General features: G+C 70.4%; 20 protein-coding genes. 5 read left to right on the top strand and 15 right to left on the bottom strand.

The genetic code is table 11. The annotated features are described in order from the left end of the window. Window positions 1-26 precede the first annotated feature (26 nt). Complete coding sequence (locus tag LBW94_RS00980) at window positions 27-1,283, bottom strand: TetR/AcrR family transcriptional regulator (protein WP_225055866.1); 1,257 nt, start codon at window positions 1,281-1,283, stop codon at window positions 27-29. Between the two features lie 266 nt (window positions 1,284-1,549). Between LBW94_RS00980 and LBW94_RS00975 the strand changes: the two genes are divergently transcribed. Continuing rightward, window positions 1,550-1,933, top strand: a complete 384-nt coding sequence (locus LBW94_RS00975; RefSeq protein ID WP_266269489.1) for a hypothetical protein — start codon at window positions 1,550-1,552, stop codon at window positions 1,931-1,933. 6 nt (window positions 1,934-1,939) lie between these two features. Here the strand turns inward: LBW94_RS00975 and LBW94_RS00970 are convergent, their stop codons facing one another. The 4 genes from LBW94_RS00970 to LBW94_RS00955 form a co-directional block, all read right to left on the bottom strand. Next, window positions 1,940-3,517: a serine/threonine-protein kinase gene (locus LBW94_RS00970; RefSeq protein WP_225055868.1), complete on the bottom strand. Its 1,578-nt coding sequence runs from the start codon at window positions 3,515-3,517 to the stop codon at window positions 1,940-1,942. Window positions 3,518-3,673: 156 nt separating this feature from the next. Next, the gene (locus LBW94_RS00965) at window positions 3,674-4,234 is read right to left on the bottom strand and encodes a YbhB/YbcL family Raf kinase inhibitor-like protein (RefSeq protein WP_225055869.1); all 561 of its coding nucleotides are present in this window, start codon (window positions 4,232-4,234) and stop codon (window positions 3,674-3,676) included. Further along, entirely contained in the window at window positions 4,231-5,139 is a 909-nt protein-coding gene (locus tag LBW94_RS00960) for an alpha/beta fold hydrolase (protein WP_225055870.1), read from the bottom strand. Before LBW94_RS00960 ends, LBW94_RS00965 begins: the two co-directional genes overlap by 4 nt. Continuing rightward, window positions 5,136-5,969, bottom strand: coding sequence for an SDR family oxidoreductase (locus LBW94_RS00955; protein WP_225055871.1), 834 nt, complete (start codon window positions 5,967-5,969; stop codon window positions 5,136-5,138). Before LBW94_RS00955 ends, LBW94_RS00960 begins: the two co-directional genes overlap by 4 nt. A gap of 299 nt (window positions 5,970-6,268) precedes the next feature. Here LBW94_RS00955 and LBW94_RS00950 point away from each other — a divergent pair, with 299 nt between their 5' ends. Then, a complete protein-coding gene (locus LBW94_RS00950; RefSeq protein WP_225055872.1) occupies window positions 6,269-6,928 on the top strand; it encodes a class I SAM-dependent methyltransferase family protein in 660 nt (219 codons plus the stop codon). Window positions 6,929-6,989: 61 nt separating this feature from the next. Here the strand turns inward: LBW94_RS00950 and LBW94_RS00945 are convergent, their stop codons facing one another. From LBW94_RS00945 to LBW94_RS00910, 8 genes are all read right to left on the bottom strand, one after another. After that, window positions 6,990-9,818: a DUF5682 family protein gene (locus LBW94_RS00945; protein ID WP_225055873.1), complete on the bottom strand. Its 2,829-nt coding sequence runs from the start codon at window positions 9,816-9,818 to the stop codon at window positions 6,990-6,992. Beyond that, entirely contained in the window at window positions 9,815-10,933 is a 1,119-nt protein-coding gene (locus tag LBW94_RS00940) for an ATP-binding protein (protein WP_225055874.1), read from the bottom strand. Before LBW94_RS00940 ends, LBW94_RS00945 begins: the two co-directional genes overlap by 4 nt. A 13-nt stretch (window positions 10,934-10,946) precedes the next feature. Continuing rightward, entirely contained in the window at window positions 10,947-12,569 is a 1,623-nt protein-coding gene (locus LBW94_RS00935; protein WP_225055875.1) for a vWA domain-containing protein, read from the bottom strand. After that, window positions 12,566-13,942 carry a hypothetical protein gene (locus LBW94_RS00930; RefSeq protein ID WP_225055877.1) on the bottom strand — a complete coding sequence of 459 codons (1,377 nt, stop codon included), beginning with the start codon at window positions 13,940-13,942 and terminating at the stop codon, window positions 12,566-12,568. The genes LBW94_RS00935 and LBW94_RS00930 overlap by 4 nt, the downstream gene beginning before the upstream one ends. Further along, window positions 13,942-14,427, bottom strand: coding sequence for a hypothetical protein (locus LBW94_RS00925; RefSeq protein WP_225055888.1), 486 nt, complete (start codon window positions 14,425-14,427; stop codon window positions 13,942-13,944). Before LBW94_RS00925 ends, LBW94_RS00930 begins: the two co-directional genes overlap by 1 nt. 544 nt (window positions 14,428-14,971) lie before the next feature. Further along, window positions 14,972-16,057, bottom strand: coding sequence for a glycosyltransferase (locus LBW94_RS00920; protein ID WP_225055890.1), 1,086 nt, complete (start codon window positions 16,055-16,057; stop codon window positions 14,972-14,974). Between the two features lie 141 nt (window positions 16,058-16,198). Further along, the gene (locus LBW94_RS00915) at window positions 16,199-16,786 is read right to left on the bottom strand and encodes a glycosyltransferase (RefSeq protein ID WP_225055891.1); all 588 of its coding nucleotides are present in this window, start codon (window positions 16,784-16,786) and stop codon (window positions 16,199-16,201) included. Then, on the bottom strand, window positions 16,732-18,378 hold the full coding sequence (locus LBW94_RS00910; protein WP_225055893.1) for a fatty acyl-AMP ligase: 1,647 nt from the start codon (window positions 18,376-18,378) through the stop codon (window positions 16,732-16,734). Before LBW94_RS00910 ends, LBW94_RS00915 begins: the two co-directional genes overlap by 55 nt. A gap of 185 nt (window positions 18,379-18,563) precedes the next feature. Here LBW94_RS00910 and LBW94_RS00905 point away from each other — a divergent pair, with 185 nt between their 5' ends. Beyond that, window positions 18,564-19,883 carry a cytochrome P450 gene (locus LBW94_RS00905; protein WP_225055894.1) on the top strand — a complete coding sequence of 440 codons (1,320 nt, stop codon included), beginning with the start codon at window positions 18,564-18,566 and terminating at the stop codon, window positions 19,881-19,883. 12 nt (window positions 19,884-19,895) lie between these two features. Here the strand turns inward: LBW94_RS00905 and LBW94_RS00900 are convergent, their stop codons facing one another. Then, window positions 19,896-20,840 carry a quinone oxidoreductase family protein gene (locus tag LBW94_RS00900; RefSeq protein ID WP_225055896.1) on the bottom strand — a complete coding sequence of 315 codons (945 nt, stop codon included), beginning with the start codon at window positions 20,838-20,840 and terminating at the stop codon, window positions 19,896-19,898. Window positions 20,841-20,939: 99 nt separating this feature from the next. Here LBW94_RS00900 and LBW94_RS00895 point away from each other — a divergent pair, with 99 nt between their 5' ends. Further along, window positions 20,940-21,383, top strand: a complete 444-nt coding sequence (locus tag LBW94_RS00895; RefSeq protein ID WP_225055898.1) for a MarR family winged helix-turn-helix transcriptional regulator — start codon at window positions 20,940-20,942, stop codon at window positions 21,381-21,383. Between the two features lie 94 nt (window positions 21,384-21,477). After that, on the top strand, window positions 21,478-22,479 hold the full coding sequence (locus LBW94_RS00890) for a DUF2804 family protein (RefSeq protein WP_225055899.1): 1,002 nt from the start codon (window positions 21,478-21,480) through the stop codon (window positions 22,477-22,479). A gap of 1 nt (window position 22,480) precedes the next feature. On the opposite strand, the gene LBW94_RS00885 is transcribed toward LBW94_RS00890, so the two are convergent. Next, complete coding sequence (locus tag LBW94_RS00885; RefSeq protein WP_225056202.1) at window positions 22,481-22,732, bottom strand: hypothetical protein; 252 nt, start codon at window positions 22,730-22,732, stop codon at window positions 22,481-22,483. Window positions 22,733-22,832 lie beyond the last annotated feature (100 nt).

Here is a 22,832-nt window from a genome sequence, read left to right as displayed (position 1 = left end):
GTAGCCGGCGGACGGAGGTCCGCCGGCTACCGGCTGCGCACACCGTCCAGCACCACCCGGGCCACGAAGGACGCGTGCTGCTCCGGCGTCGTCGCGGCGCCGGTGACACACCGCAGCAGCAGCGCGCCGGTCAGCATCGCCGCCACCTCGCCGACCGGCTGATCCGCGGCGAAAAGACCACCGCCGCGGCCTTTTTCGAGCACCGGGACGAGCAGCGCGGCGAAGTCGAGCTCGCGCTCGGGCGCGGCCGAGCCGTCCGGCTCGGCCGGCGCGTCGACCGCCACCAGCGCGGACATGAACGGACGTTGTTCCTCGACCAGCCGGGCGAGGCGTACGAGATGCCGCTCCACCACGGCGAGGGCGTCGTGGCCCAGGGTGATGTCGTCGGCGATGCCCTGGCCGAGCGCCTCGTGAGCGGACTTCAGGGCGCCGACGACCAGGTGCCTCTTGGTCGGGAAGATCCGCAGGGCCGCGTCCAGCGGCACGCCGGCCGCGGCGGCGATCGTATCGATCCCGGCCAGCAGGTAACCGCGCCTGGTGAATTCGTCCCGTCCGGCCGCGAGCAGGGCCGCGCGCGGCTCGCGCGGCAGCCGGGCCGCGGGTGCGGCCGGGGCGGCGATGGCGCTCAGCATGTCGTCGAGGTGCCCGTGCTGCTGCGCGCCGTCGATCGCGCCGCTGAGCACGGCCACCAGCGCATCGGCGACCAGTTCGGCGGTCACCGCCGCGGGCTCGGCCCGGTGGCGAATCACGAATCCGTCCAGCACCGCCGTCACGATCATGCAGAAACTCTTGCTGGTCAACGGCTTTCGCAGGGTGATCCCGCTGTGCTCGAACAGGGTCTCGAAAATCTGGCGGACGAGGTGATCACCACGCCGATAGGAATCGGTCAGGGCTCGCCCGGCCAGGGTATCGCTGGGGCCCAGCGCGGTGGCCAGCAGCCGCCGGGTCTCCAGCCGCGCGTCGAAGATCGCGTCGAACTGGTCCTGTACCAGGGCACGCAGTGCGCGCCGCCGATCACCGTGCACCAGGTGCAACGCGGTCCGCACCGTCTCCCGCAGGTCGGCCGGCGCCGGGGTGGGTGGATCGACGAGCTGCCGCAATACCGCGTCGAGGAAACGCGATTTGGTGGCGAATTTCCGATAGAACGTGGCATGCGAGGTCTCCGCCGCATTGATCACGTCCTCGCTGCGCAGGCCGCCGTCGAGCAACCGGCCCGGTTGTTCGATCATCAGTCGCAGTCCCGTCCGAATCAACTCGGATGTCGTGCGGTCGTCGGTGGACATCGCCTACCCCCGGTGACATATGCGCGAGTGCGCTCCGACCTTTTCGCCGGATACATCCGATGCCGACGGCGTGCCGTTACGTCCGCAGGCGTGAATCCGCCTGCGGGAGAACAGTTCACGAAGCACGCGTACGCGCAATCGGCCGAACGGACGACACGGAACAGGTTCGCCGTCGTGGACAATGGGTGTCCACAATCTCGTATTTCACAAATGCGACAACCGGAGCACAACTGATTATGGCCAAGCAGATCGGATCGTCTCTCACCGTGACCGCGCCGATACCGCGGATCGCGCTGGCGGTGCATCACGCTGTTCATCGGAAGCCGTCCTGGAAGGACCGGAAACTCAAGTACGCCTTGATCATGGGAATCGGCGAGTACTGGTCCAGTGAACGGCTCGCGCCCGCCGATACGCGGCGACTCGACGGCGGCGATCCGGCGCCGCTGTACGACCTGATCGATACGAAGCACGGTTCGGCCATTCATGTCGTCTACCGGGAGGAAGGCGGCGAGAGCCGGGCGGTTTTCGTCTGCCTCGGATTCGATCCGCCGAAGGCCGGGAACCTGTATTCGGAGAAGCTCGCGCGGCGGGTCGTGGATTTTCTCGGGGAGGCCGGCGCGTACGCCAGGGTGGAGCGTTTGAAGATCTGAAGCGGGTCAGCTCAAATGGTCGAGGTTCCGGGCGACGGCCGCCGCGAACTGGTCGGCCAGTTCGTAATCGGGGGCGGACGCGCTGACATAGATGGTCGCCAGCATGTTCCGTGTGCGGAACAGCACCATGGTGGGGTGCAGCGGGCTGTCGGAGGCGGGCTTGGTGTAGGCGAAGGACTCGTCGCCGACGGTGGTGTCGGTGCGGAGCGTGGTGCCGGGATAGCGGCGCGGCTCGTCGCGCATGTCCTGCTTCTCCATCGTGAAGGTGTCCTGCGCCTGGGTGAGGTTGACCAGGCGGATCAGGGTGACCGAGGCGTAGGTGCCGCCGTCGGGGGTGGACCACTGGCAGGCGCTGTGGGTCTGGAACTGGCTGTGCACGGTCGCGCCGAGGATCGTGCCGGCGGCGTCGTCGGTGAACATCGAGCAGGCTTCGGGGTCGGCCATGATGAGCGGGCCCGGGGCGGAGGTGTTGCCGGTCGGCGGCGGGGCTCCCGGGGTCGACGGGGTCGGCGCGGCGGTGTTGTGGTGCCGCGTCTGGATGAGCGCGACGGCGGCGCCGGCCAGCAGCAGTATCGCGACGGCGGCGACCGCGAGGACCGTGACGGCGGTGGTCCGGCGACTGCGCGGGTGCGCGGGGTGGCTGGGTGCCGGCGTCGGGTGGATCCGTGGTGGCATGGGGTGGATCGGCGGTGGTGGGCTGCCCGCGGTGAAGGATTGCAGGAACTCCCGGGCTCGGGGATCGGTCATGCGCTGGTGCGGATCCCGGTGCAGCAGGCCGGTCAGCAGCGGGGTGAGCGGTCCGGCCAGGCGCATCGGATCCGGGTCCGCGCTGATCGTGGCGACCAGGACGGCCAGCATCTCGTCACGCTGGTACGGCGGACGGCCCTCCACGGCATAGTAGAGGGTCGCCCCCAGCGACCACAGGTCCGAGGCAGCCTGCCCCTTCTCTCCGTCGAGGCGTTCCGGCGCGACGTAGCCGGGTGAGCCGGTGATCATGTCGGTGCGGGTCAGCGCCCTCTCACCGGCCATGGTGGCGATGCCGAAGTCGGTGAGGACGACCCGGCCGTCGTGGCACACCAGGACATTCGCCGGTTTGACGTCCCGGTGCAGCACCGCGCCCGCATGGGCCGCGGACAGCCCGTCCAGCAGCGCGAGGCCGATGGACGCGACCATGGGCACCGGCAGCGGACCCTGGTCGGCGACGATCCGGTCCAGGGACCGGCCGTCGACGAATTCCATGACGATCCAAGGGATGCCGTCCTCCACGACGACATCGTGAATGGTGACGATCGACGGATGCGAGCGCAGCCTGGCGGCGGCGCGCGCTTCGCGTAAGGTGCGCTCGTACAACAGCTTTGCCGCTTCGTCGTCGGCCTCCGGTGGGATGCGCACCTGCTTCACCGCGACGGTCTGGTGCAGCAGCAGATCGGTGGCCCGCCACACATCGCCCATGCCGCCGCTGCCCAGCAGCGCGTCGAGCCGATAGCGGCCGGCCAGCACCCGAGGTGACCGCGTCCCCGGCGCGGGCGTCAGGTCGCGAGCTACGAAGTCGTATGCCCGCTCGGGCGCCGAATCTGCTGCCATGGCTCCACTCCCAACTCGTGGCACCGGTGCGCGCCGATGCCATCCGCGCGAGTCTAACGGCACCTGGGTGTCCGCTGTGAAACCGCCGCACCGCTGTTCGCGGGGTGTTGTATCCGGCTGTGGCCCAGCGCTGTTCGCGGGCCTGTGCGCCGATTGTCAGGTGCGGCGGTGGACGCCGTCGAGGCGGCCGCGGGCGCGGACGTCCCGGGCGGCGGCGATGACCCTGCCCGGCGGGACGGCGTCCAGGGCGGTGCGAGGTGACGGGGCGGCGAGAGGGGTGGCCAGGGCGAAGAGTTGGAAGACGTATCGGTGTGGGCCGTGACTTTTCGGCGGCGCCATCCCGAAATAGCCGGTGCCGATGGTCGAGCGGAGCAGATGCACACCGGCGGTGCGGGTTTCGGTGTGCAGTGCGCCGTGGGCGAGGGTCGTCACCGCGGGGTCGAGCAGCGCCAGGCAGTGCACGAACGGGGTGGGCGTGGCAGCGTCCGGATCTTCGATGACCAGCAGCAGTTGCGCGGTGCCGGTCGGCGGCGCGGACCAGGTCAGAGCCGGGGACAGATTGTCGCCGCCGGCGCGGGTGGCGGCGTGCGGGATCGGGATGGTGTGCTCGTGGTCGAAGTCCGGGCTGCGCAGGGTGAGGGTTTCCGCGCCCGCGAGATTCGGGGCGTGCCAGGCGAGGCCGGGTCGGCCGGGTCGCCGGTTCCCGGGCGAAGTCATGCGGTCTCCTGTGCTGGTTCGCTGTCGGTGTGGCTGTGCTGGGTGTTTCGGCGGAGGTGTTCGAGGATCGCGGTGGCATAGGTGTCGTGGACGGCGGCCGGTAGCGAGTGGCCCATGCCGGGGATCTCCACGAGGCGGGCACCGGGGATCAGTCCGGCGAGGTGGCGGCCGTGCGGGGGTGGGTTGATCGGGTCGCGCATGCCCTGGATGACCAGGGCCGGAGTGGTGATGGCGGGCAGGTGCTCACCCCGGCCGTCGAAGCCGGCGCGGAGTTGGGAGTGTGGATGTACCTTTCGGGTATCCGGTTGTCCGGCATGGGTTTCCGCGCGCCGGGCCGCGGCGCGGAGCTCGGATTCGTCGTAGAAGTCCCCGGCCAGGGCGCGCTGGATGGCGTCGGCCGGCGGGGCGGGGCTCGTCGCCAGCCGGGTGAAGTCGGGGTCGGGGGTCGGCAGGCCGTCGAGGGTGGGTTCGCCGGTGAGCGCTCGCTGCCAGTTCCCGAAGAAGTCGATGCCCAGTGCGAAGCAGTTGCTCAGCGTGACCGTGCGCAGGCGTTGCGGGTGATCCAGGGCGAGAAGCTGGGCTGTGCCGCCGCCCATTCCGAAGCCGACCACGTGCGCGGCGTCGATGTCCCAGGTGTCGAGCACAGCGGTGGCGTCGGTGGCAAGGTCGTCGAAAGTGTAGGGGTGGCCGGCGAATTCACGCCGGGTCGAGCGGCCGGTGTCCCGGTAGTCGAGGCGGATCACCTGATATCCGGCGGCGGTGAACCGGTCCGTCAGCGGTTGCGGCCAGGCGGTGGCCGAGGCGGTGTCGCCCGCGAGCAGCAGTATCGCGGGGTCGGTGGGGGCGCCGTGACGGTCGGTCCAGATCTCGATGTCGTCGATGCGGGCGGTGCGCGCTGTGGTCACCGGGACGTCCCGCCGAAATCCGGCGCGTGGTCGGCGGCCCATTCGGTCAGCGGGCGGGCGGGACAGCCGGTGACGGCCGCGACCGTATCGGAGACCGATTCCGGGGTCGCGGTACTTTCCGACCAGATCTCCAGGAGGAAATCTCGGACGAAAGGCGGCACCGTATCGGCCTGCTCGCGGTGCCACTCGGCCGGAGTTATCTCCTGGAATGTCAGGTCGCGGCCGAGGGCGGTGGCGATCGCGGCCAGTTGCTGCGTTTTGGTGAGTGCGCGCGGGCCGGTCAGTGGATATTTCCGGCCCGCGTGGCCCGCGTCGAGCAGGGCGGCGGCGGCCACGTCGGCGATATCGGCTTCGTGGATCGGCGTCTGCGCCGCGGCCGCACAGGGTTCGCGGACGATGCCGGTGGCGCGGATCGCGGGAGCCCAGGTCAGCAGGTTCGTCGCGAACATGCCGGGCCTGAGGTGGGTCCAGGGGACGCCGACGGATTCCACCGCTCGTTCGACCGCGCGGTGGCCGGCGGCATCCGGCGGTTCGGTGTCGGCGCGAATGGACGACAGGGTGACGATGCGGCCTGTTCCGCAGCGCTGCGCCTGGCGGGCCACCGCGGTGGCGGTGGGCGGGTGGGACATCAGGAACAGCGCGTCGGCGCCGGTGAGTGCCGGTGTCAGCGATTCGGGCCGGTCCAGGTCGGCGATGACCACCTCGACGTCGGGCGGGAATTCGGCTGCGGGATTGCGGGTGACGGCTCGCACCCGCCGACCGGCGGCGAGCAATCGGCGCACCACCAACCGGCCGACCGTACCCGTCGCACCGGTCACGGCAATGGTCATCGGATCACCTCTCGATTGCACAGCGGAATCGGAATTGCGGAATCGGTCGCCTCCCAGGACCCGATCGCGATGTCGAAGGTACACGCGAATGCCGCGAAATCAAATAATCCGAAAAATTTGACAACTCGCGGCGAATTTGTTCTGCCGCAATTCTGCGGAGAATTCCGGACTTGACTTCTTCCCGGTTGTGCACTCTCGGCCGGGTGCGCGGAAGGTGTTCCGGCGCAGCATTGTCGGTGGTTCGGATCAGGCGGAGATCAAACATTCCGGGCGGGCGGCGCGGCCGATAGCCTGGCGGGGTGAGCGAACGTGATTGGCATGCGTGGCACGCGGAATACGATCAGCCGGGTAGCCGGCTGGCTCAGCGGCTGATCGCCGTGCAGACGCAGATCCGGGCGGCGCTCGATGCCGCGGCGCCGGGGCCGCTGCGACTGATCAGCCTGTGCGCGGGGCAGGGCCGGGATGTCATCGGGGTGCTGGCCGAGCATCCGCGACGCGGTGATGTCACAGCGCGGCTGGTCGAGCTCGATCCGCGAAATGCGTGGGTGGCACGCGAACTTGCGGCGCAGCACGGATTGGACCGGGTCGAGGTGATCGTGGGGGATGCCGCACTGATCGACCACTACGCCGCGCTGGCTCCGGCGGATCTGGTGATCGCGTGCGGGATCTTCGGCAACATCACCGATGCCGACGTAGCGCGGACCATCGGGTTCACCACCCAGCTGTGCGCCGAGGGCGGCACGGTGGTGTGGACGCGGGGCCGCCGCGAACCCGATCTGGTGCCGCAGGTCTGTGCGTGGTTCGCCGAACACGGTTTCGACCAGGTATGGGTTTCCGATCCGGGGACATCCTTCGCGGTCGGCGCGCATCGGTTCACCGGTACACCGGCGCCACTGGAGGCGGGCGCCACACTGTTCACCTTCGTGGGCTTCGACCGGCTCGACGGAGGAGCCCGGTAGCGATGTCGCCCGGCCCGGCCCCGCACCGGGACAGGTGGGAGGCCGGGCCGGGCGATGCGGGTCAGGGTGCGACGACGGTGGCCGCCAGGGCCGTTGCCGCTCGGGGGAACCGGTGCACGAGGGCCGTGACCGGCGTGTCCAGCGTGTCCGGCGCGGGAGTTGTGTGCTCCCACGTGGTTTCGTGACCCAGCAGGGTGGCCAGGGCGGTGCAGGTGGCCGGGTGGGCGGACAGCAGGGTGGTGACCGGGTCCCGAGGAGCGAGGGCTTCCGGGGCAGGGGGTGGGGCCGCGGCGAGCGACCAGGGTGGGATCCAGGTGTCCAGGGCGGACAGGGTCGCGGGGAAGGTGCGGGCGGCCTCGCGGATCAGGGGTGGGACCAGGTCGGGGGCTTGGCGGCGCAGGGCGGTGATCAGCCCGGGGAGCCACGGGAGCAGGACCGTGTCGGGGAGGGTGCCGAAGGCTTTCGACAGGACTTCCACCACGAAGGGTTTCAGGGTGGGGGCCGGGTCGATCGCTTGCACGAAACCGGTGATGTAGTCCGGGAAGGACGGCAGCACCAGCGGATTCGACAGCATGGCGTCGCAGCGGGCACGGAGGTCGGGCAGCGACAGCAACCCCAGTTGGAAGCGGGCCGCCCACAGCAGGGCCACCTTGGCGGGGGCCTCCGGATGGGATTGCTGCACAGCCAGTTCCAGCTGGGTGTGGTCGCAGCCCAGGGACAGCGCCAGGTTCTCCATGCCGAACAGGAAGCCCAGCATCGCGGTGACCTGCGCGGGGCCGGTGTCGTCGGCGACGAAGGCACTGGGCAGCAGGGTGCAGTAATGCGCGTAGCCGGCGGTGACGAAGCGGGCACACCAGTCCGGCAGACCCGTTGCGGTGGAACGGAAATAGTCCAGCAGACCGCGAATTCTGCGCAGCACCTCCGGGGCGTCGTCGACGCTGCGCTCGGCGGCGAGCAATTCGACCGCGCGCGAACCGAGTTCGTCGGCCAGGCGGACCGAACCCAGGAAGACCAGCGCGTCCTCCACCGCGGCCAGGGCCACGGCGGCCGTGGCGCCGGATTCGTTGACCTCGCGCCGGAGTCGCTGTTCGAGCACCTGCTCGATCGTCACACCCTCGTAGCCGAGTTCGACCAGCGACCGCTGATACTTGCCGAGGCCGAGATCCCAGCTCTCCTGGATCGACTTCTCCCCCAGGCCGCGCGAGCCCATGATCGGGCGGACCGCGTCGGACGGCAGCAGCCGGCGCAGCAGCCACAGCAGGTCCGAGCAGGATGACAAGTGCGGGTCCGAGCGCAGATCGAGCAGGGCCCGTTGCAGGGTGCGTTTCGACAAGTCGAGACCCAGCGGTTGCAGGCGGTCCAGCACATCGCGGGCCAGGGGTGGCAGCGCGGCGTAACCGACCTGGCCGATCCGGTCGCCGCCGAGCAGGATCTCGCACAACCGGCGGACATCGCGGCGGCCGGGCACCCGGTCCTTCTCGATGCAGGTGATCGCCGCGTCCTGGAAGTCGTAGGGCGTGGGGCGGGTGCGGTTGCGCATACCGGCGAGCAGGATCGAGGTCTCGAATACCGCGATGGCGTCGGCGGTGCTGGCCAGGTAGCCGTTGCGGCGGGCCAGCCGGGCGATGTCCACGGACCATTCCAGCAGTTCGGCCTCATCCAGCGGGTCCAGCAGCGGGGGCGTGGACAGGAAGCCGGACAGCCGGTCGGTGGCGGCCGGCGCCACCGGAGCCGGGACGACGGCCTTGGTCTTGGCCGGTTTCGCGCCGCCGGGCTGGCCTGCCAGCCGGAACGACTGGATCTTGCCGCGCCGCAAGCCCTTCGACCAGGTGGCGGCCGCGATCGAGACCGCGCCGCCGGCCAGGCCGAATTGATTCTCGATCGCGGAATGGCTCGACGGGATGAGGCCGTAGTGCCAGACCGTGGCGGTGCGCGGCGTGATCTCGAAGGCCGCCTCCGATTCCAGGCCGAACTGCTCGACCCGGCTGGCGGCGTGCGCCGCACCGCAGACGTACAGGCAACGGTCCGGATCGGTGCCGGTCGCGGCCAGGTGTTCGCGCATGCGGGTCCACATGTACCGCTCGCGGTTCTCGTCGACGGCGGTGCTGCCGCGCCGCAGCCGCCGGAACAGGCTGCCGATCATCACCATCACCTGGCGATAGGTGTCGTAGTCGGCCCCGGCCAGCGGCTGTTCGACGTACTGGTCCCACCACTCCGACCAGTGCCGGACCTTGCCGTGGTGCAGCAGATACTGTTCCAGCTCGTCGAAACGCGGTCGCAGATCACCGATCTCGATACCGACGGAGTCGCCGTGCAGGCCCGTCTCGGGTTCCGGCGCGCCCTCGGGGCGGTCGCCGGGTTCCGGCTGCCGGGCGGGCTCGTCGTCCTCGTCCGGTGACCACTGGAAGACGTGGTCGGTGGACCGGTCGACCAGGACCAGTTCCACGCCCGGCGTGTCCAGGGCGTAGGCGATCGCCTGATATTCCGCGGACGCCTCGGTGATCGGGGCGACGATCGACAGCGGCGCCCACTGCTTCGGGAACCCGTCGATCTCGCTGGCGAAGGCCTGCACCGCGACCGGGAGCGTGCAGTTGCGCAGCTCGTCCAGCAGCGGGCGCAGATCCTCGCACAACTCCAGGTAGATGACGGCGGGCCGCTTCTCGCGCAACCGCCGCACCATCGCCAGCCCGGAGGCGGGCGAATGATGGCACACCGGAAAGATTTCCAGCCGCTGCGACAGCGCCCGGTCGACATCGTCGACCATGCCGGTCAGGATGTCGCCCGCGACGCCGGTGGCGGCGAAGGCGGACGCCGCATCGGCCAATTGGTCGCGCAGCGCCGCGAAGGTGGGCGCCGCCGCGGGTGCGGTCACCTCGTCGGAGACGGTCACGACAACCTCGCGATCGCCGCCCGGCCGCCCTCGAGGAATTCCTTCCAGTCCGCGCCACCGGACTTGGTCTTGGTGCGCGGCTCCACCACACCGTGGAGGTATTTGTTCAGGATGGCCAGATCCTCGGGCTGCCGCCGGGCCAGCGACCCGACCAGCGATCCGGCCAGGGTCTCCGCCCGCAACTGCCGATCACCGAAGAACTGGCTGTGCAGGATGGCGTCCTCCAGCACGCCGATCTGCTCCGCGGTGGACAGGGCCGACTCCAGCTTGTCGTCGTCGGCGCTCGCGGCGGCCGCCGCGGCCCGCAGGTCGGCGAAGCTGTCCAGCAGGATGTCCAGCAGCGTCGGCGGCAGCTCCAGTTCGATGCTGTGCCGGCGCAACAGTTCCGAGGTGCGGAACCGCACGATCTCCGCCTCGCTGCGCTTGTTGGACACCACCGGGATGCGCACGAAGTTGAACCGGCGCTTCAGCGCCGAGGACAGATCGTTCACGCCGCGGTCGCGACTGTTGGCGGTCGCGATGATCGAGAAGCCGGGCTGCGCGAAGACGACGTTGTCGTCGTCCAGTTCCGGGATGGAGACGTACTTCTCCGACAGGATGGAGATCAGCGCGTCCTGGACGTCGCTGGTGGAACGGGTGAGCTCCTCGAAGCGGCCGATGACGCCCTGCTCCATCGCGGTCATGATCGGGGACGGGATCATCGACTCGCGCGACTGGCCCTTGGCGATGACCATCGAGATGTTCCACGAATACTTGATGTGGTCCTCGGTGGTGCCCGCGGTGCCCTGCACCACCAGCGTCGAGTTGCGGCTGATGGCCGCGGACAACAACTCCGCGAGCCAGCTCTTGCCGGTGCCGGGGTCGCCGATCAGCAGCAGGCCGCGGTCCGAGGCCAGGGTGACGATGCTGCGCTCGACGAAACTCCGGTCGCCGAACCACTTCTGCTCGACCGGGCGGTCCAGCCCGTCGGCGCGCTCGGAGCCGAGGACGAACAGCCGCACCATCTTCGGACTCAGCCGCCAGGCGAACGGCTTCGGGCCGTCGTCGACGGACTCCAGCCAGTCCAGTTCCTCGGCATACTTGACTTCGGCGGGGGCGCGCAGGATTTCGGTCATGATCGCTGGTCTCCTAGTCGAGAAAGTTCTTGAGTTCGTCCACGAGTTTCTGGATGCGCCCCGAGATGACGGGGGTGCCCAGGGCCTTGAACCGCTCGCGGAACCACGGGTTGACGCTCTGCTGGTTGGAGCTGTTGACCGAGCCGACCGGGATCAGCTTGACCCCGGACCGGTGCACCGCCTCCATGCTCTGGAACAGCGGTTGCGAGCGGTCGAACTCGTAGAAGTCCGAGATCCACACCAGCACGGTATTTCTCGGATCGGTGATCTTCGGCTGGGCCATGGCCATCGCGACCGGACCGTCGTTGCCGCCGCCCAGATTGGTGCGCAACAGCACCTCGAACGGGTCGTGCACCCACGGGGTGAGATCCAGGGCCCGGGTGTCGTAGGCGATGAGGTGCACGTCCACCTTGGGCAGGCCGGCGAAGATCGAGGCGAGGATCGTGCAGTTGACCATGGAATCGGTCATCGAGCCGGACTGGTCGACCACCACGATCATCCGGGCGGGCGTGGTGCGCTTCGCGGAATGCTTGTAGTACAGGCGGTCCACATAGAGGCGCTGGTCCTCCGGATTCCAGTTGGGCAGGTTCTTCCAGATCGTGCGGTCGGTGTCGAGGTTGCGCAGGATCCGCTTCGGCGGCACCGAACGGTCGACGGTACCCACGCTGGACTGTTGCACCTGGGTGCGCAGCACCTGCGCGACCTCCTCGACATAACGCCGGATCAGCGCCTTGGCGTTGGCCAGCGCCACGCCGGACAGATTGTGCTTGTCCCGCAACAACTGTTCGACCAGCGACATGCTCGGGGTCAGCTGGGCGGCCAGCCGCGGATCGGCCAGCACCTCGCGCAACCGCATCCGGCCGACCAGCCCGGATTCCAGCTCACCGAGGACGCCGCGCACCGCGCCGCAGCCCTCCGGGCCGAGCGCGCGCCGCAACCAGTTCGCGTCGGCCTGCCAGCCGGACAGCTGCTCGGCGCTCACCGCGCCGGAACCGGTGGCGAAGATGTTCAGCAGCAGCTTCGACGCCAGTGCGGCGGTGCGCACATCGCGCGCCTCCGCACCCGTGCGCGCCAGGTCGGATGAACTCGAATCATCGTGTTCGGCAATCGATTCCGGTAGGCCGGATGCGGAGCCACCGGAGTCCCGAGCGCCGGAATCGCGCTCGTCGGACTCTCCGGCATCGGCATCGTCGGACTCCACGGCACCCGAATATTGTTCGCCGGAGCCTCCCCCGACGGGAGCGGACGCACCGACGGCCGCAGCGACGTGACCGGATGTGTCGAGGTCAGCGCCGGAGTCGGGCTCGGCGGAGTCCGGATCGGCAGCGGAAGGCGTTGCCGTAGCGCCGGTTTCCGCTTGCTCCCCCTCGGGCTCGCCGGTCAGGTCGAGGCTCTCGAATTCGGCGGCGAGGTTCGGAAACCGTTGCACCACATTGTCGATCGAGACGCTCCGGTCGAGGACGACCAGCGGCAGGTCGATGTCCTTGACGATCGCGGCGCTCGCCGACTCCAGCGCCGGTTGCGGATCGTCGGCGAAGATACCGGCCAGCAGGCGCCAGTACAGCACCTGGCGGCGGGCCTCGTGGTTGGGCCCGTCGGGGCGCGCATCGGCGGGGGACGAAGAGACGGTACTCATTTGCGCAGCAGCCTTCCCGCTCGTTCCCGCAGCACGGTGATCGAGTCGCCCGATTTCGCTTGCGCCTTCGCCACTTTCGGGTCGGTGGGGCCCATCGCCCAGTCGCCGCCGTGAATGGTGACCAGATCGCCCTTGAGCTTGCGGCGCACCGCCAGCGGGCGCAGCGACCATTCGCCCGCATCCCAGCGCAGCAGCCCGAGGCAGGCGGCCGAGGTGGACACCGCCGCGGGCGTGAGCGGACCCGACGCGGGCAACCGGTCCAGTTCGAGCCGCAGGGAACGGTCGTCGAGCCGCAGGAAGCCGTCCGTGACGCGGTAGCCCTCCAGGAACACCGGCTCGGCGATGTGCACCGGATCGCGATCCAGCGGCGGGACCGCCGGGGCGACGGCCTGCGCGAGTTGCACGGCGGCGGTGGCGAAGGGGTCGGCCGGGGCGCCGGCACTCGCGCGGTCGTCGTGCCACCACAGGTCGCCACCGGCGGTGAGGGGCATATCGGTGATGTCGAGGGCGCGATGTTCGGCCAGCGCCGCCAGCAGGTGCGGATGGCCGCTGAGCAACTGCCAGACGGCCGGGCCGACGATGGTGTCGACCTTCGCCGCGCCGATACTGGCCCGCACCCGGCGGGGTGCGGCGCCCGCGGATTCCAGCACGGCATATACCTGCACCTGCACCGCGGTGCCGTGCTCGTGGACGTCCGCACCCAGGATCAGCAGCCGTCCGGATACCGGCTCGGCCTCGAATTCCGCACTGCGCCAGGACAACAGCAGCGCCCGAGACCAGAGATCGGCCCAGCGCCGGGCGGGCACCCGCGGCAGCGCGACGATCGGTTCGCAGGCCCGCAGCTCGGCGGCCAGCCCATCGAGCAGCACCGCGGGACGGCGCAGCGCCGGCACTGCCAGCAATGCCTCCACCGCGCGGTCCGCCGACGCCATCAGATCGTCGTCGACACCGCACCAGCCGGCGATGGCGACCTCGGCCAGCCAGGCCCGGCAGCCGTCGACCGCGGCGAGTTCGGCGGGACCCTCGTCCGGCCGCTCCCACCCGGCGCGGGTGCGGCCCAGCGCCGTGTCGAGCCGATCCAGCAGCGCATCGTGCACCGCGCCGTTGACCGCCGCCCGCGCGGCCGCCAGGGTCGTCAACCGCTCGCATCCCACCACACCGGTGCCGAGATCGGCCACGGCCGCGGCCACCGGAGCGCCCAGCGGCGAGCCGGCGACCGCCGCGGCCAGCGCGTGCAATGCCGCCGACTGCTGCTCCCCCACCCGGGCGAAACCGTCCACCAGGGCATCGTCGAAATCGGCGACCACCTGCTGCGCCTCGGTGATGCCTTCGGGCGCGCCGTCCAGCAGGGCGGCCAGTTGTACTCCCAGCATCAGCGACCCACCCCCGCCGGGAACCACTGCAACTCGGGAATCGGCGTGCTGGTGCCGGGCAGCTCCAGATACGTCAGATGCCGCAGGAACCGGGCGAACACCGCCGCGGCAGGAGCCGGGTCACGAGTTCCGTTGAGGCTCTGTGCGATTCCGCTGCCCTCGGGTACCTCGACCCGCAGGTACCGGGCGACCCGCTCCTGCCCGTACTGCAACACCGCCTCGTCGATCAGAGCGTGCAGATGTTTGCACCCGTAGCCGCCGGTGAGACCACCGCAGGGCCGGTTGTTGTTGGTGCTGCAACTCAATCCGTGCGCACCCGCCGTGATCGAGGCGACGTACACCCGGGCGATGTCGGACCCACTGGAGACCACCCCCTGTAGTCGGCCGTCGGCGAGCTCCACGAAGGGCACCTTCGCCAGTTTGCGCGGCGCGGCCGGCGCCACCATCGGCTGCGCGGCCACGCGCGCCGGATCAAGCGTATCCACTTGAGTGTCAATAGATTTCGAGACCACCTCTAGCCTCCCGTTCGGTCGCGATGGGAACAACATAGGTCATCGCACCGACAAGTTCGGCACGGGGTCGCACCGACCGGTCTCCCGGCGATCCGAGCAGCCCGAACGGCGCAGGTGGAACCACCGGGCGGACCGCACCGATTCCGGCAGCACTCGGTCACAGCGGCAGCGGCACGGCCGGATCACTTGTGCCGGGCCGCCGCAGCGCCGACGCACCAGAGTCCGTGACAGGACACTGCGATCACCGGCTCGACGACTACTCGACTTCCGCTACTCGACCCGACCGGATGGCCAACCGATTCGGAACTCGATCCGGGTCCGGCCGACCGGATGGAGACCTCAGCGCATCGAGCCGCACGAGCCGCGCCTGATCCAGCACCCTGTGTCCCGAGGGGCTGAACCGGACCGTGGCTGTGACCCCGGCGTCCGGCGCGCCGCCGCAGCAGGTGCTCACGGCAACCGCACACCGAACGCTCTGCCCGAGGCGGCAATCGCAGCATCCGAGGCGGCGGAACCGTCACTCCGCCGGTCGGCCGAGCGCCGCTCGGTAGACGCCGATCATGCGATTCAGATGCCGGGACTGGCGCGGCTCGTCCCGCAGCGGCGCCAGTTCCGCGCGGAGGGCGTCGATGCGCGGCCGGTCGCGCACCAGGTCCAGCAGGGCCACCGCGAAGGCCCCGATCGAGCGGTCGGACGCGCGGATACCGCCCGCCGGGACGGTTTCGGTGAGATCGGCGTCGCAATGGAGGACGGGCAGGCCCACGGCGAGGGCCTCCAGCAGCACCATGCCCTGGGTGTCGCAGTCCGAGGTGAGCAGCAGGTCGGCGGTGCGCATGGCGCGCAGGCAGTCGGCCTGGGTGACCTCGCCGTGCAGGCGGATGCGATCGGCGGCGCCGTGCCGGGCGATCAGCTCGCGGGCCCGGTCGAGCAGCGGGCCGGTGCCGTAGATGTCCAGGGTGCAGCCGGCGAGGCGCTGCACCAGTTCGATCGCCTCCAGCGGACGTTTCTCCGCGGACAACCGGCCGCACCAGACCAGGCGCAGGGGGCCGGGGCCGTTCGCCGGGCGCACCTCGCCGTCACCCAGGATGTCGTCCAGCATCCGGTCGTCGATACCGTTGGACACCACGTCGATCGGCGTGCGCACGCCGTGTTCGGACAGGCGCCGGGCGAAGTGCCGCGACGGCGCGACGACCCGGTCCGCCGCCGCCGCGTGCGCGAGCAGCGGTCGCCACGCGAGGCGAGTGGTCGGGCCGTCGGCGGCGGTGGGCGGCGCCGTGGGGCCGGACAGGTACCAGCCGTGCAGCAGGCGCATCGTGAGTGCACTGAGATACGGTGCGGGCGAGTACTTTTCGATGACGATATCGTCGCGGCTCTGCAAGGTCTGGACCAGCGGCAGGCCGTGTCGCGCGGCGGCGCGGACCCCGGCGATTCCGCAGCCGTAGGTGGTCAGCGCGTGGACGACGTCGACCGGGCCGTGAGCGGCGAACGCGGTGTCGATCGCGCGGCGGGTTCGACCGGGTCGGCAGCGCGATCGGCAAGCCGTTCGCCATCTTGAACGGACTCGCTTGCAGCACAATCGAATCCGAGTCGCCGGAAACGGCATACGGAGCGGGAGCGCTGAAGACGGTCACACGATGGCCCGCGCACCGCAGGCCGTCGCGCAGGGCGCGCAGGGCGGTCTGCGCGCCGCCGAGGGTGTCGGGGTGGAAGTCGCTGAACAGCGCGACGTGCACGGGTTCGGCGCTCACACCGACGACGCCACGACGAGCCGTTCGATCGCGTCGGCGGCGGCGTGCACACCGTTCTCGGTGGCGGCGCGATCACCCAATTCGCTTGCGCGGCGCAGGGATTCGGGGGCGAGTGCCCGGGTCAGCGCCGTGAACAGCCGGTCCTCGGTCAGCTTCGGGTAGGGGAAGTCGTCGCCGATGCCCAGTGCGGAAATCCGCCAGCCGTAGAAGAACTGGTCGCTGTGCACACCGATCACCACGGCGGGCAGGCCCGCTCGCAGCACGTCCTGGGTGTTGCCGCTGCCCCCGTGATGCACCACCGCGCGGCAGCGCGGCAGCACCCGGTCGTAGTCGAACGAGTTCACCAGGTACAGGCGGCGGTCGTGCCCGGCGCCCGGGGGCACCCCCTCGCCACGCATGGTGACCAGTGCCCGCGCGCCCAGCCGGGTACACACCGCGGCGATCAGGGCACAGCAGGCGGCCGGGTCGAGCACGGGCATTCCGGTCATGCAGAAGTAGATCGGCGCTTCGCCCTCGTCGAGCCAGGCCGTCAGCGCCGGGTCGACGGCCTGTTCGCCCCACGCCGCCCGCAACCGCTGCGGCATGACCGGCGCACCGACCACCGACGAACGTTCCGGCCAGTCCGCGGGTTTCGGCAACAGGATCGGACCGGTTCGGCCGCCACCTCCTCGCGCACCTCGGCCACCACGACCGGTTGTTCCCCGCCGACGCCGAAATCCACCGAGAACGCCGCCACACATCCGGCCCGGACCGCCGGATGCGCGGACTCGGCGGTCAGCTCGAGATCCTGCGGATAGTGGTTGCGGCCGTCGACGATCAGCAGATCCTTCTGCCGACCGGTGACGAAAAGCTCTCCACCGGACAGGAATCCGAGATCACCGGTGCGCAGGTAGCGGCGGTCGTCACCGGGCAGGGTGGCGCCGAAGGTCGCCGCGGTGGCCGCCTCGTCGCGGAAATAGCCCGCCGCGACGCTGTTTCCGGCCACCCAGATCTCGCCCTCCACGCCCTCGGCGCGGGCCGTGCCGTGCTCCGGGTCGGCGATCGCGACCGTGATGCCCGCCGGTGGCCGCCCGACGCCGACCAGTTCCGCGCTGCGCGCCCGGTCGCCGACGAGGTAGCGGCCGGGTATCTCGAGGCGGGTGGGCGCGGCCGTGGTGTCCGCGGCCGTCACCATCAGGGTCGCCTCGGCCAGTCCGTACACCGGTTGCATGGCGCGCGCGGCGAATCCGGCGGCGGCGAAGGTCTCGGTGAACCGCGCGATCGTGGTGGCGCGCACCGGTTCGGCGCCGTTGAACGCGACCTGCCAGCGGCTCAGGTCCAGGCCGTGCAGTTGCTCCGGCGCAATGCGGCGCAGGCACAGTTCGTAGGCGAAGTTCGGGCCGCCGCTGGTGTGCGCGCCGGAGGCCGCGATCGCCCGCAGCCAGCGCTCGGGCCGTTGCAGGAAGTGCAGCGGCGACATCAGCACCGAATGCCCGCCCAGGTACACCGTGTGCAGGACCGGTGCGATGAGACCCATGTCGTGGTACATCGGCAGCCAGCTCGCGAACAGGGCACCGTCGCGGGACTCGAGGACCGCCGGATCGTGGCCCAGCCCGGCGGCGATGACCGCCTGGTTGTGCAGCAGATTCGCGTGGGTGAGCTGCACCCCGCGCGGCGCGCTGGTGGAACCGGAGGTGTACTGGATGAACGCGACCGCGTCCGGCTCCGGATCGTGTGCGCGGAAGGATGTTTCGCGGTCGTCGGGAATCGTGTCGGTGGCCAGCCAGGCGACGCCGGCGAGTTCGGGCAGCTGGGTGCGCCAGGCCGCCGCCTCGTCCACCACCCGCCGCGGGGCCAGCACCAGCTGCACGTCGGCGTGTGTGACCAGCCGCCGCAACCGGTGCAGCGCGCGGCTCTCCCACTCCGGCACCGGCGCGGGCACCGCGACCACTCCGGCCGCCAGGCAGGCGAAGAACGCCTCGACGAACTCCAGACCGGCGGGATAGAGCAGCAGCGCGCGCTGCGGCGCGACCTCCTGGAGGGCGGCGGCCAGCGCGCGGGTGCGCCGGCCCAGCCGGGCGTAGGTCATCTCCTCGACCGGACCGTCCACCTCGCCGTCGGTCAGGAATCGGTAGGCCGTTGCGGCGGGCTGCGCCTGGACCCGAGCGAACAGCGTGTCGATCAACGTGCCGGCCATACAACAACTTCCCTCGCGCAAAGCCCGTCTCCGGCCGGTCGTCGCGCTCGGGCGGACCCGCGAACCTACCGACCGAACCGCGGGTGTTCGATCTGCTGAGGCAATATACCTGTGCGACAGCCGTTGCCAGCGCCGGTAATTCGAGGGGCATTGCCTGCCGCGACGGTATTCGCGAGGATGTCCGGGTGTCACCCACCGCGATCCCACTGCGGGAGCTGCCCCGAGTACGCCACCGCGACACCAAGCACCTCGGCGGCCTGATCCGCCCCGGCACGCACCGATCCCCGCTGGCGGCGCTCGGCGATCGCTTCGTGGTGGATCCGCCGGGCTTCCCGACCATGCTGGTGACCCGCGACCTGGACGATGTCTGGTCGTTGTTCGCTGCGCGCGAGGACTTTTCGCTGGGCAAGGTGCTGAGCCGGCTGTCCAGCCACGACGAACTGTTCGGCACCCGGACGCTGATCTTCCTCGACGGCGAGGATCATCGCCGCGAGCGGCGGTTGTTCGCGCCCGCATTCCAGCCGCAGGCGGTGCTGGCCTACGAAGACCTGATCGGCGAGGTGGTGGAGCGGGTACTGCCGAGCTGGCCGATCGGGCAGCCGTTCGAATTCCTCAGGGCTGGTTACGATCTCGCTATCGGCGTGTTGCTGGGTGTGGTGTTCGGCACGATGCCGCCGGCCCGGCTGGCCCGGCTGTGCACGGCCGTGGGGCACTGGTTCGAGGCGATCGAGAGTCGCGGCTTCCTCGCGGTCACCTTGCTCACCCCCTTTCTCGGCGGTTACACGCTGCCCTATCTCCCGCTGCGCCGCACGCAGGCGCACGTCGACGCCGTCGTGCTCGAGGAGATCGCCGACCGCCGGGCCACCGGCCGCACCGGCGCCGATGTGCTGTCGCGCTACGTGGGCACCGATTCGGATCGGCACGACGATGCGGGGCTGGCCCGCGACATGCGCGGAATCCTGTTGGGCGCCTATGAGACCACCGCGATGACGCTGGGCTGGATCGCCGCGTTGCTGGCGGGACATCCGGAGGTGATGGCCGAGGTGGACGCGGCCGCCGACGCGGGTGATACCGAACGGCTCGACACCTATCTGGATGCCGTGGTGGCCGAGTCGATGCGGGTGCGGCCCGCCAGTCCGTTCACCGCGCGGCGCGCGGTGCGCGACACGGTGGTCAACGGTGTCGAGATCCCGCGCGGCACCATGGTGATCGTGCCGATCCTGATGATTCACGAATCGCCGCAACACTATCCGGATCCGCTGGCCTTCCGGCCGGAACGCTTCCTCGCGGCGCGGCCGGAGACGCGGACCTGGCTGGCGTTCGGCGGCGGGGTGCATCGGTGCCTCGGAGCGCAGTTCGCACTGCTGGAGGCCCGCGTCATGTTCCGGGCCATCCTGCGGCATCGGCGCATCGATGTCACCCCGGGCTACGTGGAGCCGCCGCGGCGGCTGCACACCGGGATCAGCCCGGCCCACAATGCCCGGATCACCATGCGCCGCCGCTGAATTCGCGGACCGCTACGGGGTCAGCACCAGCCGTTGCGCGGTGTGCGGCGCCTCGGCCCAGGCTTGCTCGACCTCGGCCAGCGGAACCGGCCGGGCGTCGATGTCGAAGGTACCCGCGGTGATCGCCGCGGCGATCACCGGGAGTTCGGCGAGGATCTCGCGGGTGCCGACGGAGCCCTGGCCGCTACCGACCAGTTGCAGGTGCGAGGCCCGCAGTGCCGCCGAGGGAATCGAGGCGGTGGGGCCCGCGACGGAGCCGATCTGAACCCAGGACAACGGCTTTCCGCGATCGGGCCGCGCGGTGACGAGGGCGGCCATCGCGTCGGCGGTGGGTTGTCCCCACAGGTAGTCGAGGACCACGTCGACCTCGGCGGCGGCCGCGGCCAGGCGTTCGTCGTCGCCGAGGGGGACGGTGCCGGTGGCGCCGAGGGCCGGGAGTGCCGCGAGCAGATCGGCATTGCGCGCGGCGGCCACGATCCGGTCGGCGCCGAACATCTTCGCGACCTGGACCGCCATCCGGCCGGCGTTACCGGTGGCGCCCAGGACCAGCACGCTCTGCCCGGGCCGGAATTCGATGCGGCGGCGCAGCGCCACCCAGGACGACATGGCCGGATTCAGCGCCGCGGCGACCGCCACGCAATCGCTGCCCTCCGGCAGCACGACGCTGCGGCGGGTGTCGATGAGGGTCTGCTCGGCCATCGTGCCGAGGGTGGTGTCCGGCAGCAGGAAGTAGCGCAACTGCCCGTCGGCGCCGCGGCCGACGCCGTCGATGCCGGGTACCAGCGGCAACACGCCGGTGCTGGTGTAGTGCGAGCCGTCCGCCTGGGACCGCACCCGGGGGTGCAGTCCGGCGGCGAGCACGTCGACGACCTGTTCGGTGGCACCGGTGGCGATCGGCGCGGGGAAGTCCTGGTAGCGCGGCGGGGTGTGGAATGCGGAGACGACGACGGCCTTCATGGGAGTGCCCTTCGGTGGATACCGGCGAACCGGTCGATTTAGTTGGTACTGCGAACCAAAATAGTTGGCAGTACGAACCAAGTCAAGTAGGCTGGGGGCATGTTCGAACCACTTCCGGACGGCGCCGTCGAGCAGGACGAACTGGTCGACAGCCTGGTACAGGCGGCCTTCGTCACGATGGCGGTGCTGAACAGGGTCGCCGCGGAGCACGATCTGTCGCTGACCCAACTGCGCGTGCTGGGCATCCTGCGGGACCGCCGGGTCGGCGTCACCACGCTGGCCGGTTACCTCGGGCTGGAGAAGTCCACCATGACCGGCCTGGTCGCCCGCGCCGAGAAGCGCGGCCTGCTGCAACGCGCCCCGAACCCCGGCGACGGCCGCGCCGTCGACATCTTCCTCAGCCCGCAGGGCGCCGAACTGGTCGAGCGCGTGCACGGGCAGATCGTGCAGATCCTCGCGCCGCGGACCACCGACCTCACCCCGGCCGAGCAACGCCGGCTGCACTCGCTGCTGCGCCGCACCCTCGATGCCGGACCGTCCTGACCAGCACTCCCCGGCCGTCCTGAGCAGCGCCTGGCGGCCGTCCGCCGCCGCCGGCCCGGCCGATGTGACCGGTACGGGAATGTACAGTGCGGACATGTTCGAACCACACAGTTTGGTGGAAGACGGCGTCCGGCACTACGGGCGGCTGCCCGCGCGGCCGGTCTCGGTGAACCCGCTCGACGAGTTCCGCGGGGCGCGGCGGCTGCTGCGGCGCACCCGGCTCAAGGAGTGGGCCGGATTCACCGTGCTGCATCCGGACATGTACGCGTCGATGATCCTCCAGGACGCGAAATATCTCGCCAGCTCCGAGATCTACGTGCACGATCGGGCCGACGGCGCGCTCTACCAGCACGAGCAGGTGGCGGTGCCGGGTGCGGTGCGGATCGCGGAGCAGTTGATCGGGAGCTCGGTGGCCTTACGCCGCAAGGGATATGCGATCGGCTACGAGTTCGGGACGGATCGCCACCGCATCGAGATCGATATCGCCGCCACCGCCGAGGCGCCGGCGTTCAGCGGGCGGCTGGAACTGCTGCCGAAATCGGCCTCGCCCGCTCTGTCGGTGAGTTCCCGGCTGCCCGGCGGCACCATGTACACGAACAAGGCGCTGTTCCCGATCGAGGGCGCGCTGCGGGTCGGCGAGCGGGAGTTCGTCTTCCGCCCGGACCGCGACCTGGCGATCCTGGACGAGCACAAGTCCGCACTCCCCTACCGCACCACCTGGACCTGGGGCACCTTCGGCGCCTTCGCCGACGGCGTACCGGTGGGCGCGAACTTCGTCGATCGGCCCGAAATACCCGGGCAGCCCGAGGAATCCGGGATCTGGACCCCGGACGCCGCCGCACCGCTGACCGACGTGGATTTCGACTGGGATCCAGCGGCACCGTTGTCGCCGTGGCAGATTCGCTCCGCCGACCGGCGGCTGGACGTCACCTTCACCCCGGAGGGCCGCAAGACCGTGGATCTCCAGCTCGGCGTGCTGGCGATGGACTATTTCCAGGCCTACGGCACCTTCGCGGGCACCCTCGACATCGGTACCCGCACAGTCGATCTCGCCGATGTGCACGGGGTCTGCGAACAGATGCGGGCGCGGTTGTAGGTCAGGACTCGTCCAGCAGCGTGGCGGCCATCCGGCCGACGTAGCCGAGCAGGGTCGCCTCGTCGACGGCGACCGGTTCGCCGGTGCCGATCTTGTCCCGCAGGAAGCCGACCCCGGCGACCAGCGCGGCCAGCAGTTCGGCGCGCAGCGCCGCGTCGGGGCCGGGCAGCCGGGCGGCCAGGACGGTGCCGAAACTGTCCTCGATCCGGTCCCGGATGATCTCGCGCACCGTCTCGTCGTTGGCGGCGGCCAGGTAGCGGGTGATGGTGACTTACCCTGGGCCGGATTTGTCTCGGCGCGCGGCGTTCCGGCCCGCGCCGGTGCCCGGCTACCGCGACTGGCGAAGCCGAGCA

It is taken from the genome of Nocardia sp. alder85J (assembly GCF_020176955.2).
In the GTDB taxonomy this organism is placed as follows: Bacteria; Actinomycetota; Actinomycetes; order Mycobacteriales; family Mycobacteriaceae; genus Nocardia.
This window is presented reverse-complemented; position numbering and strand designations above follow the sequence as displayed.

What these genes read in the sequence shown, in the direction of transcription:
- LBW94_RS00980 (WP_225055866.1), bottom strand. Translation starts at nt 1,283, where the DNA reads ATGTCCACCGACGACCGCACGACATCCGAGTTGATTCGGACGGGACTG.
- LBW94_RS00970 (WP_225055868.1), bottom strand. Translation starts at nt 3,517, where the DNA reads ATGGCAGCAGATTCGGCGCCCGAGCGGGCATACGACTTCGTAGCTCGC.
- LBW94_RS00965 (WP_225055869.1), bottom strand. Translation starts at nt 4,234, where the DNA reads ATGACTTCGCCCGGGAACCGGCGACCCGGCCGACCCGGCCTCGCCTGG.
- LBW94_RS00955 (WP_225055871.1), bottom strand. Translation starts at nt 5,969, where the DNA reads ATGACCATTGCCGTGACCGGTGCGACGGGTACGGTCGGCCGGTTGGTG.
- LBW94_RS00940 (WP_225055874.1), bottom strand. Translation starts at nt 10,933, where the DNA reads ATGACCGAAATCCTGCGCGCCCCCGCCGAAGTCAAGTATGCCGAGGAA.
- LBW94_RS00935 (WP_225055875.1), bottom strand. Translation starts at nt 12,569, where the DNA reads ATGAGTACCGTCTCTTCGTCCCCCGCCGATGCGCGCCCCGACGGGCCC.
- LBW94_RS00930 (WP_225055877.1), bottom strand. Translation starts at nt 13,942, where the DNA reads ATGCTGGGAGTACAACTGGCCGCCCTGCTGGACGGCGCGCCCGAAGGC.
- LBW94_RS00920 (WP_225055890.1), bottom strand. Translation starts at nt 16,057, where the DNA reads ATGCCGTTTCCGGCGACTCGGATTCGATTGTGCTGCAAGCGAGTCCGT.
- LBW94_RS00915 (WP_225055891.1), bottom strand. Translation starts at nt 16,786, where the DNA reads ATGCCGCAGCGGTTGCGGGCGGCGTGGGGCGAACAGGCCGTCGACCCG.
- LBW94_RS00910 (WP_225055893.1), bottom strand. Translation starts at nt 18,378, where the DNA reads ATGGCCGGCACGTTGATCGACACGCTGTTCGCTCGGGTCCAGGCGCAG.
- LBW94_RS00900 (WP_225055896.1), bottom strand. Translation starts at nt 20,840, where the DNA reads ATGAAGGCCGTCGTCGTCTCCGCATTCCACACCCCGCCGCGCTACCAG.
- LBW94_RS00895 (WP_225055898.1), top strand. Translation starts at nt 20,940, where the DNA reads ATGTTCGAACCACTTCCGGACGGCGCCGTCGAGCAGGACGAACTGGTC.
- LBW94_RS00890 (WP_225055899.1), top strand. Translation starts at nt 21,478, where the DNA reads ATGTTCGAACCACACAGTTTGGTGGAAGACGGCGTCCGGCACTACGGG.